Annotated in this window: 16 protein-coding genes; 6 read left to right on the forward strand and 10 right to left on the reverse strand. The window is 50.0% G+C overall.

The annotated features are described in order from the left end of the window. Nucleotides 1–369: 369 nt before the first annotated feature. The 3 genes from RDM26_RS07830 to RDM26_RS07840 all read left to right on the forward strand — a co-directional run bounded on the left by RDM26_RS07830 (nt 370) and on the right by RDM26_RS07840 (nt 3,900). Entirely contained in the window at nt 370–855 is a 486-nt protein-coding gene (locus tag RDM26_RS07830; protein WP_307738415.1) for a MarR family transcriptional regulator, read from the forward strand. 39 nt (nt 856–894) lie between these two features. Further along, complete coding sequence (locus RDM26_RS07835; RefSeq protein ID WP_307738416.1) at nt 895–2,853, forward strand: MFS transporter; 1,959 nt, start codon at nt 895–897, stop codon at nt 2,851–2,853. 237 nt (nt 2,854–3,090) lie between these two features. Beyond that, nucleotides 3,091–3,900, forward strand: a complete 810-nt coding sequence (locus RDM26_RS07840; RefSeq protein ID WP_307738417.1) for a TRIC cation channel family protein — start codon at nt 3,091–3,093, stop codon at nt 3,898–3,900. Nucleotides 3,901–3,905: 5 nt separating this feature from the next. Here RDM26_RS07840 and RDM26_RS07845 read toward each other — a convergent pair whose 3' ends face one another. Then, a complete protein-coding gene (locus tag RDM26_RS07845; protein WP_307738418.1) occupies nt 3,906–5,015 on the reverse strand; it encodes a VIT1/CCC1 transporter family protein in 1,110 nt (369 codons plus the stop codon). Further along, entirely contained in the window at nt 4,990–5,313 is a 324-nt protein-coding gene (locus RDM26_RS07850; RefSeq protein ID WP_307738419.1) for a YtxH domain-containing protein, read from the reverse strand. The genes RDM26_RS07845 and RDM26_RS07850 overlap by 26 nt, the downstream gene beginning before the upstream one ends. A 152-nt stretch (nt 5,314–5,465) precedes the next feature. Here RDM26_RS07850 and RDM26_RS07855 point away from each other — a divergent pair, with 152 nt between their 5' ends. Further along, complete coding sequence (locus RDM26_RS07855; protein WP_307738420.1) at nt 5,466–6,287, forward strand: alpha/beta hydrolase; 822 nt, start codon at nt 5,466–5,468, stop codon at nt 6,285–6,287. Nucleotides 6,288–6,588: 301 nt separating this feature from the next. Here the strand turns inward: RDM26_RS07855 and RDM26_RS07860 are convergent, their stop codons facing one another. The 6 genes from RDM26_RS07860 to RDM26_RS07885 all read right to left on the reverse strand — a co-directional run bounded on the left by RDM26_RS07860 (nt 6,589) and on the right by RDM26_RS07885 (nt 9,925). Continuing rightward, nucleotides 6,589–7,086 carry a PTS glucose transporter subunit IIA gene (locus tag RDM26_RS07860; protein WP_307738421.1) on the reverse strand — a complete coding sequence of 166 codons (498 nt, stop codon included), beginning with the start codon at nt 7,084–7,086 and terminating at the stop codon, nt 6,589–6,591. A 155-nt stretch (nt 7,087–7,241) separates the two neighbouring features. Then, nucleotides 7,242–7,922 (reverse strand): GNAT family N-acetyltransferase, encoded by a 681-nt coding sequence (locus RDM26_RS07865; RefSeq protein WP_307738422.1) that lies wholly within the window; start codon nt 7,920–7,922, stop codon nt 7,242–7,244. A 734-nt stretch (nt 7,923–8,656) separates the two neighbouring features. Then, the gene (locus tag RDM26_RS07870) at nt 8,657–8,941 is read right to left on the reverse strand and encodes a hypothetical protein (RefSeq protein ID WP_307738423.1); all 285 of its coding nucleotides are present in this window, start codon (nt 8,939–8,941) and stop codon (nt 8,657–8,659) included. Between the two features lie 46 nt (nt 8,942–8,987). After that, nucleotides 8,988–9,275, reverse strand: a complete 288-nt coding sequence (locus tag RDM26_RS07875; protein ID WP_307738424.1) for a hypothetical protein — start codon at nt 9,273–9,275, stop codon at nt 8,988–8,990. Nucleotides 9,276–9,287: 12 nt separating this feature from the next. Then, complete coding sequence (locus RDM26_RS07880; protein ID WP_307738425.1) at nt 9,288–9,575, reverse strand: hypothetical protein; 288 nt, start codon at nt 9,573–9,575, stop codon at nt 9,288–9,290. 74 nt (nt 9,576–9,649) lie between these two features. Further along, nucleotides 9,650–9,925, reverse strand: coding sequence for a hypothetical protein (locus RDM26_RS07885; RefSeq protein WP_060920356.1), 276 nt, complete (start codon nt 9,923–9,925; stop codon nt 9,650–9,652). Between the two features lie 235 nt (nt 9,926–10,160). Here RDM26_RS07885 and RDM26_RS07890 point away from each other — a divergent pair, with 235 nt between their 5' ends. Both RDM26_RS07890 and RDM26_RS07895 read left to right on the forward strand, forming a co-directional pair. Further along, nucleotides 10,161–10,331: a hypothetical protein gene (locus RDM26_RS07890; protein WP_307738426.1), complete on the forward strand. Its 171-nt coding sequence runs from the start codon at nt 10,161–10,163 to the stop codon at nt 10,329–10,331. Continuing rightward, complete coding sequence (locus RDM26_RS07895) at nt 10,328–10,531, forward strand: transcriptional regulator (protein WP_307738427.1); 204 nt, start codon at nt 10,328–10,330, stop codon at nt 10,529–10,531. The genes RDM26_RS07890 and RDM26_RS07895 overlap by 4 nt, the downstream gene beginning before the upstream one ends. Before the next feature lie 57 nt (nt 10,532–10,588). On the opposite strand, the gene RDM26_RS07900 is transcribed toward RDM26_RS07895, so the two are convergent. Together RDM26_RS07900 and RDM26_RS07905 are read right to left on the reverse strand one after the other, a co-directional pair. After that, the gene (locus RDM26_RS07900; protein WP_307738428.1) at nt 10,589–11,005 is read right to left on the reverse strand and encodes a hypothetical protein; all 417 of its coding nucleotides are present in this window, start codon (nt 11,003–11,005) and stop codon (nt 10,589–10,591) included. Nucleotides 11,006–11,515: 510 nt separating this feature from the next. After that, nucleotides 11,516–11,803, reverse strand: coding sequence for a hypothetical protein (locus tag RDM26_RS07905; protein ID WP_307738429.1), 288 nt, complete (start codon nt 11,801–11,803; stop codon nt 11,516–11,518). Nucleotides 11,804–12,075: the final 272 nt, after the last annotated feature.

Here is a 12,075-nt window from a genome sequence, read left to right on the forward strand (position 1 = left end):
CCGCGCATGCCTGAAGCCGTACCCGCAAGTCCGAGCCTGGCTCGGTAAAACCACTCCGGGGACCCCGTGACCTGCTACGCAGGTCAAACCCCTCTCGTATCTTTTACCGGCCGCGGCTCGCATCCCACCGCACCTGCTCGGATAAAATCTACCCCTGCGAACGTACACTCCAGTTAAGCCCCTCTCGTATGTTTTACCGGCCGCGGCTCGCACACACCGCACCTACTCGGAAAAACCGGCTCTGCATACAACAACCCCGGTGGCTCTTACTTTCCAAAAAGGGAACTCCGGTGGGACAGGTGCTGCGCGGGGTAGGTAGTTTTAAATTCAAGTTGCTTAAGTTTCTTAATTGTTAATATACTTAACTATATGAATACTGCTGCACACTCTACTAAGGGACGCGAGAAACTCATCGACCGGCTCCTCTACGAACTGCACAGAATGGTATTTGCTTCAAATGACCTGATTAACCGATATTCCTCAAAAATGGGACTACACGGAAAAGACGGGGAGGCGCTATTACAAATCTGGCAAGCTGAACTGGCAGGGACTCCCCTCTCTCCCTCGGAACTAGCCGAACAACTGCACATCACTCGGGCGGCGGTTAGCTATCTGACGGATCGGCTGGGGGAATCCGGTTACGTCAATCGGGAAACTAACGAGGCGGACCGACGTAAGACCGTCCTGCGCATCTCGGAAAAAGGCGGAAAGATCGGTCACGATTTTACTGCCCCCATGGAGGCCGGTGTTAACGGCTTATTTGCCGGACGCAGTCAGAAAGAATTAACCATCTTTACCGAAATGCTGCGGGAATTCGTGGAATCCGTAGACACCTCCCACGACCTAGAAGTTTAACAGTTTCGCCAACCGCCACTGGCTAAGTGAAGGATTAACATGAGCACCGAACTTAACTCCTCGAAAACCGAGGTAACAGCAGAACCGAAAGAACCCTCTGAAGCAGCGACCAAAGGGAAAGTCGAGGCCGCAAGCACCGACTTTACCGCTCCTAAGCGCTGGAAACTCGTCCTCGTCCTCTACTTAGCGGGAATTGGTATGGGTGCCCTAGATATGGGGATCGTCAATCCGGCGCGTACAGTTATTCAAAACGGGCTCGGAGTCGATGACAAGGTAGGGGTTTGGGTATTTACCATTTATACCCTCGCATATGCGGCAGCGATTCCAGTTATCGGCAAAATCGCGGACATTATTGGCCGTAAACCAGTATACGTGCTGGCTATTGGGCTATTTGGGCTTGGCTCCCTAGGATGTGGACTAGCACAAGACTTCTCCTCTCTAGGGCTGCTGCTCGCTTCCCGCGCGATCCAAGCAATCGGAGGGGGCGGGATGATGCCGGTGGCAACGGCCGCAGTAGGAACCATTGTTCCTCCCTCCAAGCGAGGAATGGCTCTGGGGCTAGTCGGCATGGTGTACGGCGTCGCCTCAGTATTCGGCGGTTCCGCAGGTTCTTTAGTTTTGGATATCGCCGGACAAGAAAACTGGCAATGGATCTTCTACATTAATGTTCCGATTGCTGTAATCGTAGTCGCCCTCGGAATTTGGGCACTGCCGCAAGAGGATCAAAGTTCAGATCGAAAACTAGATTTACCAGGCGTATTTATCCTGGTAATAATGATTACTGCCCTACTGTGGGCTTTTCAGAATCTCGACTTCACCAACATTAGCAAGTCGATCCAGGATCGTGACGTCTGGGTAGGATTACTGCTTTTCGTAATCTTACTGCCAGTATTTTGGGTGGCAGAAAAACGCGCCCGCGATCCCCTCATCGATTTCAAATATTTCGGTACGATCAATGTAGGCTGCACCCTAATGTTCGGGGCAGTGTCTGGCATCTTAATGATGACCGTCATGTTCATCCCCCAATTCGCCGAAAATTGCATGCGTCTACCCTCAGGAGCCGGTGGTTACCCCACGATTATTATTGGCGTGGCCTCGGCAGTCGGCGCGCCTTTAAGTGGACGGCTAACTGACCGTTTCGGTCCTCGCGCAGTTCTAGGAGTTGGCGTAGTGATCTCCACAATCGCCGGATTTATGCTGATTTATTGGGCAAGCGCCCACCCAGGTATTCTTTCTAACTCAGTTTCTATTTTTGTGATGGGACTAGGACTAGGGTTCCTAATGGGTGCGCCGTTAACCTACCTAATCTTGCATTTGATCCCAGAAACTGACGCCAACTCCGGTCAGGCAACCCTATCTCTAATCCGCTCTCTAGGCACCACTTTGGCTCCCGCGATCTTAGTAGGGTTACTCGCCACCGCGATGGGAGGACTGTCCGGCAAGGTCATGGACGCAATGCCCCCTATGGAAATGCCGGCGATGCCCGCTATGACCGCGGCAGCTCCCAATACTAGCGGTAGCATGCCTTCAGGAATAAGTCCTGAAGGCAAAACCAATGGGCAGACCATGCCCTCTAACGCGCAGACAAATGTTCCGGAGCAAAAGCCCAGTCCGGAAGCTGCCGCCCCCAAGAGGAAAACGGATATGGGATTCAAGATGTCCGATATGCCTGCTTCTCTGCAAGACAAAATTAAAACCGCCGATGTTACCAACGTGGTAGATCGCAGTAAAGACATCGCGAACTATATGTTTGATCAGCAAGAAGCGAAGATGAAAGCCCAGATGGGAACGGTGCCTCCTGGTATGGAGCAGATGCGAGCTAAGTATCTGCAAGGTATTGAATCCCACCGCGACCAGATAGAGACCGCATTCCAGATGGGGTTAAACGAAGGATTTTCTCGCCTTTTCTGGTTCTATACCATCTTGTCCTTAGCGGGGGTATTACTGTTGGCGGGACTACCTTCCAAGCGCAAAATCGATGACATAATCTCCGCTTAACGCAGTTATCGGTAGCTAAATCCTGCAAGGGGAGATTTTTCCTCCTGCCCAAGAATTCGGAAAATGCTTTAGCATTTTCCGAATTCTTATGTCCACCGCGCTTGCTCGGATAAAACCCACCCCTACGTGTCCACCGCGCCTGCTGCCGAAGAAGGAGATGGACTCGCTTCTAGGGGGACGTCCGCAGGACTAATCCCGGAGTGGAAAAACTAGGGGGAAAAAGACAAAAATATAGGTATGCCCACAAGTTCTTTTGGCCCCGAAGTACTCGAGCTCGCATTCCGAGTAGTAGATGTGACCGGAGTGTTTTGTGCCGCGATAATTGGAGCAAAACTTGCTCGAGAACGCCATTTCGATGCAGTCGGATTCGCTACCCTCGCGGTTATCTCCGCACTAGGGGGCGGGATGACTCGGGACGTACTGCTACAACAAATTCCGGTGGCATTCACGGATCCTTTTTATCTAGGGGGTGCCCTCCTGGGTGCAGCCGTGGCATTTTTTTGGCGTCTAGAATCAAAATGGACAAACCGGCTGATAACTGTAGCCGACGCCCTCTGCCTAGGATGCTGGGCGGCCACAGGCGCCCAAAAAACTCTCGGCCTCGGACTAGGGATACTGCCTGCACTAATGATGGGACTAACCACAGCCGTAGGGGGCAGCATCATCCGGGATGTGATGGTGGGAAAAATCCCTAAGATTTTTGGAGGAGCTAACCTTTATGCCACTCCCGCTGCGACCTCCGCAGTAATAATGGTGGTTTTCTTCAAACTTGGGATGCCAGTACTAGGCATGGCGCTTTCGATTATTACCGCCCTGGTATTTGTGCTCTTATCCCAGTGGCGAGGCTGGGTGCTTCCCGAGGCTCCGGATATCAGGATCACTCTCACTCCCCGTCAGCTTCGGCAGATTTTACGATGGCGCGATAAAAATAATGGTCGAAAAACTAAGGGTGACGATAACTTGGACAGTGAGGGGAACGGATACCCTGAAGACCCCGACTCCCGGGAGAATTCGGTTAACAGTTCAGCTACCGACAGCGGGATTTAAGCTTGTTAAAGCTGGGTCCCGATCCCTAACCCCAACAGGTAGGTGGCTCCCGCCGCTCCATACCCAATCAAGAGTTGTCGCAGCGCTTTCGGAGCCGGATTCACTCCCGACAATAGCCCCACGATTCCACCCACGATAACTAGCGCCAAACCTACTAAAACCACGGCCACTACCGCACCTTGCAAGGGCGAGAGCGACAGCAAAAACGGGAAAAGCGGAATGAAAGCTCCGATAGCGAAAAAAGTAAATGAAGAAATCGCGGCTTTCATACCGGTACCGATTTCTTCGTATTCCTGACTATTCGACTCTAAGTAGGCATGTCCACCTTTTCTGATCTTGGAAAAAGCGGCAGCAGCCTTCCGGTCTGCAGTTTCGGCATCGTCTCCACGCGCCCGAAACACTAAAGCCAATTCGTTTTCATTCATATTCAATTTATCGATGGCGTGCTCGGACTCAGGATCTGGTGAAGAAGAAGCCAAAAGCTCAGTTTGAGAACGCACAGAAACATATTCCCCTGCCCCCATCGACAGCGCCCCCGAAAGCAGACCGGCAAGCCCAGTGGCAATAATGGTGGTTTTGGAAACTCCAGTACCAAAAACTCCCAAAATGAGCGCGCAGGTTGATACCAAGCCATCGTTGACACCGAAAACCGCAGCTCGAAAACTACCCGAAATCGTGGCACGCTGCCGGGCTGCTAAGCCTCGCACCACCTCGGAATGAATTTTTTCATCCGCCACCATTTCCTTGGGAACATCCAGGTCAGCCTCATAGTCATGACGCTGCTCCGCCCGCTGCATCATCGCCAACATAAAGATGGTCCCGAAAATCCGAGTAAAAAAATTGAGGAGGCGCGAACGCAAGCTTGCCCGGGGGGTAGGAAGCGCGTCCTCCCCCAATAGATTTAACCAATACTGCTCGTGGCGTTCTTCGGCGATTGATAATTCTTGGAGAACTTCCCGTTCATCTCCGCTCCGCCGTCGTGCTAGATAGCGGTAAGTATCAGCCTCTAGACGTTCTTCCGCGAGGTATTTGCGCCACCGCCGCAGTTGTTTTTTGGAAACTGGAGATACTTTGACTGGATCAGTAATTTTAGAGTCGGGAATCCGGTCCTTCAACGGTTATTTCCTCAATCTCTACATCTACGAATTCTGGTTCCGATTTACTAGCCGGCGTTACTCCAAAGATTCGTTCTTTGACTGCATCCGCAATCTTGTCGGTAACAGCTTCCCCTTGACGACGAAAAAGCTCGGAAGCTTTTTGTTTGGTGGCGTCTCCTGCCCGGCGCACCTGAGGATTGGAAGTCACCGCGTTAACGGTTTTAGCTACCCCACCCTCAGGATTATCACGAATTTCGCGGCGAACTAACGCAATACCAGCACCAATACCGAGGACGGTCAATAGTTTTTTCCCCACGGTCAACACCTTTCACGTCGATAAGAACAACTGTTAGCTATTCTATCTCACGGATCTACCAGGGTCTTATGCGAAAATAGTAAAAGTTTTCCTTAAGTGTTTTTTGTATTTTTTCACAACATTTTTTATGCCTCACCGTTTACGGTGGATATATGAGTGAAATCAGCATCCCCACTTCTCGGGGGGTAACCTTGGCGGCCGACTTTGTAGTTCCAGTGGACGCCAGTAACCGCGCAGTGGTTTTCGCGCATTCATTTTTGCTTGATCGACACGGTTTAGGATGGTTTGATGCCTTCGCAAAATCCTATCGCGCTGCAGGGTATAGCACTTTGCAATTAGATTTTTCGGGCTGCGGACATAGCTCGGATGATGTGATCAGTTTGGAAAATCAGATCGAGGATCTAAAGGCTGCTTGCGGCTGGCTGTCTGAACGTGGTTTTGACCAACAGCTGCTGCATGCCGATGGGTCGGGTGCCTTGGTAGCGTTACGCGCCGTGCCAGACAAGGTACAGGCGCTAGTATTAACCGCCCCGATTCTCGGTCCCGCCGAGGTTCCTTGGGAGGACGTGTTTTCTTCCTCCCAACTAGCCGAATTAGAGCGGGTAGGGCATACTCGGATTCCCAATGACCAAGGTGCGAGTCGTCCTTATTTTGTAATCGGCAAACGCACCCTGGCGGAACTAACCATGGTCGACACGGAGAAGTTACTACACGATATTGCGTTACCGGCTTTATTTGTAGTTGACCCTCAAACCTTGGCTTCCCAATGGTTTGCACCCCTACTGGAGGATCCCCAGGCGTTGCTACCTCCCAATTGTGAATTACTGTTCTTAGAAAAGCTCAGCCTTTACGGACAACTTCCTGCCAACTACCGCAAACCTGATGGCAGTTTCGCGAATGCGGAAAAAGTTGATTTTCTACGTGACCAGATAGTCGCTTGGGTGAGTCGCCTAGTCCCCCCTGTAGATCGCTAAGTTAACAAACAATAACTTACATCTTATAGCCACTACCAGGGTTTTTAGTTTACAGAAACTTCTTGGGAAAAATAGAGAAATCCTTCAGGAACCGTTTTGAACTGCAGTCTTTACCAAACGTATAGGCTACTTCCAGGTTCATTTATATTCCTTTCCAGGAACGTACCTTAGAGTTAATACCAGCAATAAGGATTGAGCGTATTGATATCTCCTTATTTGATTGAGATGGGGAACAAAAGTGGGGGCGGATTCCAAAGGAATCCGCCCCCACTCTCTGTCTACGGGAACCAGGGTGCGGGGGTCACCACTCGCTGGGATCGCCGGCAGGAGTGGCGCTAATTTCGAACAGTAGATCCCCGACTTCCACCTGATTACCTTCCGGGCGGAGATTACCCAGGTCAGAGGGGGTGGAATCCAATACCACTACCGGGCATAGCGGCGAGTAGCGAGCCTTTTCAATTTGTTTAACCGAGAAAGTGGTAATGGGCTCTCCAGCTTTAACCATTTCATTTTCGAGGGCGTGGCAGGTGAAACCATCCCCCCGCATCTTCACGGTGTCAATCCCTAAGTGCACCAATACCGTTTGTTCCCCGCTGGTAATCATAAAGGCGTGGGGAAATAACTTAACTAAGCGCCCCGAAATGGGGGCTACCGCAGTCACCTCTTTCGATCCCGGCAGCGGGCGCAAGGCCACTCCCGCCCCCACAATCATGCCGGAGAACACCAAATCCGGTACCTGCCGCAAGCTCACAATGCGCCCGGGAATCGGTGCCTCTACTTGCACGGACTGTTCCTCCATGCTTCACCCCAATCCCAAAAGGAGAACTAACTTTCTTTATTAACCAGCCTAGCCCGCCCGCGCCCTCCAGGAAAACCTTATTCCAAGCAACCGAAAATGACTTCAAGTCACTACAGATAGCGTTGGGGTGCTAGCGTTAGATTCGCTCTAGAGGATTAATCCAGGTTTGCGGCAGCGGCCAGCATTTTTTCGATCTCGGTACGGTATTTTCCGTCGGCGTTCCGGATTTCGCCGCTGTCTTCTAGGTAGGTTTTTAAGAATTTTTCTAGAGGACGAGCCAAGCCCTGCCCCGCAAGACTGCCGGTACTAGCCTCGATTCCGGCATGAGCGCGTCCTCCGAAACTGAGAAGCCACATATCCTCCCCCACTGGCACGTCCGCGCTCAGGCGCGGCATCACGAAAGGAAAGTCCAGGTGTTTAGCCCCCAGGCGCTGGTAGAAAGCCCAACGACGTTGCGGATCCCCGTGCTCCGCAGAGGCCGTATGGAGCTGTGGATCCTCAATTTCTCCCAGGATCAACAGGGGGTTATTGCTAGATTCTAGAGCGGAAATTGCTTGACGGAAAAGTTTAGAGCCCACCCCGTGACCGCGAGTGCGGGAACTGACCGCTAGCCAGCTCAGCAAGGTAATTTCGCTGGTTGCCGGCCATGCTATCGCTGCCCCTAGCGGGCGCGCGCCCTCCCAAGCAGAAAAAGTCTGGAACTGCCCCGTCTGCAGTTGAGCGATTAAGTCTTCCGGATCCCCCAGTTCTTCAGGGCCAAAAGCCTGTTCCAAAAGTTCATGAACCAAGATTGCAGGCTGATCCGGTTTCAGGTGGTTTTGATACTCGATTTGCACCCCTCAACCCTAGCTCAAAACCCAGTTAGGATTTTTTGCGATAGTTCGCAGCGTTTAGCTATTCATAAAAGTCCGGTTGACCTCTAGGGATTTCGCCACGGATTCGTGGAAGCCAGAAATAAAACGCTTCAGGACGCCCAATCCGAACGAACTGTTCGTAAATACCCTCGTCCGAATACCTCTCATTTTCCTCCGGAGTAAGCACAGTAGCGCAAAGAGCAAGCGAATCACGCTCCTCCAATGGAACCCAGGGCACCGAGATATTAGCCATAAACTAATTGTAGGCGACGCAATAACAAGGAGAATTTAATTTCGAGTTGGAAGCTACTAAATTTAAGTCAACAAAAATCTGGATGCTGTGTTAGCTATTCATAAAATAAAGGTCATCCCATAGGAACCTCTCCACGAATTTGCGGTAGCCAGAAGTAAAAGCCCTGTTCTTCTCCCACCCGAACAAATTGTTCATAAAGATCCTCATCCGAGTACCGCTCGTTCTCCTCCGGAGTAAGCGGTGTCCTAATCAGCTCGAGCCAATTCCGCTCTTCCAGAGGTTTCCAGGGCATAGGGATATCAGCCATACTTCTAATTTTAGGGGAGAAGTTCCTTAAATAACATCCTCAGTGATGGAGACTCTGCTTATTCCATTACGGTTATTCTCTAACCGGAAAGCTTAACTATGTCTTATTGACTTCGCTTTAACCATCGTGCTTACGGGTTTGCTTATTTTTCTATTTTTAGGGTTGTAAGATTTCCAGTTCTATATAGTGCTGGCATCTATCTTGTATTTCTTGAGGAACCTCAATCTCGTTCAAATAACAATAAGCAATGAGTATGTCTAGAACAGTGGTAGGTTCACCGTGTGCTTCCATCCGGATGTTATCGACATCCTTTGCAAAATCGGGGGCTAGTTCTTTCCAGCGGACGGCAATGTCTTCCATGTCTTTTTCCTCTTCGGGAGTTGGTTCTACATAAACCGAACCATCAGACATGACTTCACGCCGATCCTCCATCTCGCTCACTCTCCTTCACTGGCTCAAATCCGGATCCTTAAGAATCATTTTTTGCTCACTCGTCAGCGACAACTAGATCTTCTAAATCCATACGATCTAGCTTGTCTTGATCCATAAAATGACGGTAATAATCAATGACTCCCCTGGGAACCGGGGCGTCTTGATTGATGGCCTCCATCATGGAGCAAATAAAAATGGTATCCGGTTCCGAAGGTAAAAGTTTTAGTTCTGATTTAACGATATTGCCGAAGGGTGAATCTATTTCAGACTGGTGAATAACAAATTCCCAGATTTCATCTAGCTCTTCCTCACTAGGTATTATAGCTGCTTCTTCAAAAGTCACTTTTCACCCCGCCTACTCGTCAGCGACAATTAGCATGCTCAGATCCATATTATCTATCTGCCCTTTATCCATAAAGCCGCGGTAATACTCAATAATGTTTCTGGGAACCGGAATTTTATTATTACTTGCCCGTACAAGGCTGGTATAAAAGACAGTTGTAGGTTCCGGAGGTAAACTCTCCAGTTTCGCTTTAGCAATCCTGCCGAAAGGTGTGTCTAACTCAGACTGTTGGAGAAGGAAGTCCCAGATTTCATCGAGCTCTTCCTCGCTGGGTAGAAAATCCTCATCATGGTAATCCATAGGCGTCATCCTAGCGTCACTCCCCTCCCCGACATTCACCACCAGGCATGCGAGTTAGTTTTTGGGCTATATTTTTAGATTTCTAAGATTTCCAGGTCTATGTAGTGCTGACATCTATCTCGTATTTCTTGCGGAACCTCGACATTATGCCAATAACAATAACCTAAGAGCGCTTCTAGGACAGTGGTTGGTTCTCCGTGCACTTCCATCCGGATGGCATCGACATCCTTTGCAAAATCGGGGGCTAGTTCCTTCCAGCGGACGGCAATGTCTTCCATGTCTTTTTCCTCTTCGGGAGTTGGTTCTACATAAACCGAACCATCAGACATGACTTCACGCCGATCCTCCATCCTGATCACCATCCTTGCAGCTTCCAGCTACGGCATATACGAGATTGAATATCTTTTCTTATTTGCAATACGGGGTGTAGTAAAGCTCAGCAGCGTTTGGTGGGGACTTTTTCTTGTAACCAAAAGTGAGATTACTACTACCGTTACTATGGCAGCGGGGGTTCACAATAAAGCAACTATCTTGAACCCCCGCAACACCTCTAAACCTACCCCAAAAATAAGAAGGTGACTACATATGAAAAAAGCAATAAGCGCAGTAATCCCTTTAGCTGCTATCTTCCTAGCCCTGCTCACTTTTTCTAGCGATATGCCCTTCTGGATGGCGTGCACCTGCTGGGCTCTATGGGGAACAGGACTAGGGACAACCATCATCGGTACCGCATGGAAAGGACGGGAAACTAAATGACCAAACGCTACCTATCCCGGATGCAGTTCGCTGCCCGTATCGGAGTAAAAGCCGCCTCCCTATCCCGCTACAAACTACCCACCCCAGATGTGATAGTTGGCCCCGAAACCCGCCCTGTGCAAGGTTGGACCGAAGAAACAATCGATAAATGGAACGCAGCCAGACCAGGACGCGGAAGCCGAACTGACCTAAAGGCGTGACACCACACCAACGGTCAATAACGGCCATCCTGCCGTCAGACAGATATATACCTTTGGTTACACAGATTCCAGCTCTGCAAGATCAGAATGACCGTAGGAACGTATCCGCGCAGACGGTAAAATCTCTGGAACCAAAACACCGTCCGCTTGAGATTCAACATAATCAATAAAAAGCCCCACGCTTGCCAGCCCCGATGGCGGCTGCCCCGTCATATCGGTCACTTCATCAGAGATAGCACACTCAGGAGACATTGAAGCAATAACCCGGATCGTTGCACCATCATCACCCAAGGAATAAATAGTCGCGTCCCCTCCACAGGCTTTCACTCGCTCAACTAGCACCGCTAAAGGTTCACTATCTAGGCAAGCAACAATCGGAGAATCACCATATTTATCAGTCACTTTAGGGGAGGTATTTCCGAGCATAACGTTATACAAAACTTCAGCTTCAAAATGCGCTAACTGCTCATTCATCACAGTTCCTCCCCTCTATTAAGACGATCTGCCGCGTCTCGCGCCGCAAGATAGACTCTATGTATAGCTAATTTTAGCGCAGAATTCACATCTGAAACCTCATTCAGCCTCAAAAGAGACTCAGGTTCTTTGCCGTCTCGCTTACCGCCTACATAATTATGCACGTGCGCATGCCCGTGCTTGCAGTCAATCTCGATATAACTTTGCCAATTATTCTCACGGTCAAGATATTTAACGGAAAGAACGAAATCAACGAGCCTACCAGCCTGTTTCCAAGCTATCCCGATAAGTTTAATATCCGATTCGTAGGATGGTCTCAGATAGCGCAGTTGGTCTTGTTCGCATTTATCGCGCGGTGGCGGGTTATAACGGCCTTGAATAGTATTCTGTCCGCTTATCCGCTTAACTCGTCTATTACGATTCTTATTCAAACCTGCCAACAAACTCACCTACCTTAGCGAGGATCCCATTGTCCCTTCCGCCATCTAAGACCCCTTAGCTTCACCTTACTCACTCGTCAGCGACGATAAGCTTGCTCAGATCCATGTGGTCTATTTGGTTCTTATCCATAAAGCCCCGGTAATACTCAATAATGCTTCTAGGAACCGGAGCTTTTCTGTACCATGCCTCCAAGAGGGAGCAATAAAAAACGGTAGTCGGCTCTGGAGGCAGGCTGTTCAACTCTGTTTTAACAGATTGCCCAAACGGAGTATCTAACTTGGACTGTTTAATAAGGAAGTCCCAGATTTCATCAAGCTCTTCCTCACTAGGAAGAAAATCCTCATCATGGTAATCCATATCCGTCATCCTAGCGCCGCTAACCGCATCTGCCTTGATTATCAGGAACCATCTACGCAGATTAACGCAGAACTAATTACGCTAAGCAATAAAAACCAAAAGGATTCCACCTAATTCCCATTTGGGCGGCGTCTGAAGCGATGACGGTGCGGGGGCTAGGTTTTATCCAAGTGGGTGCAGTGGCATCTGACCTCACAATGCAAGCAAGGGTCGCGGCCGGTAGAAGATACGAGAGGGGCTTTTTTTTTGTGGCGGGGCGCCGCGGGGCCCGG

The sequence above is a fragment of the uncultured Varibaculum sp. genome, assembly GCF_902489465.1.
Taxonomy (GTDB): domain Bacteria; phylum Actinomycetota; class Actinomycetes; order Actinomycetales; family Actinomycetaceae; genus Varibaculum.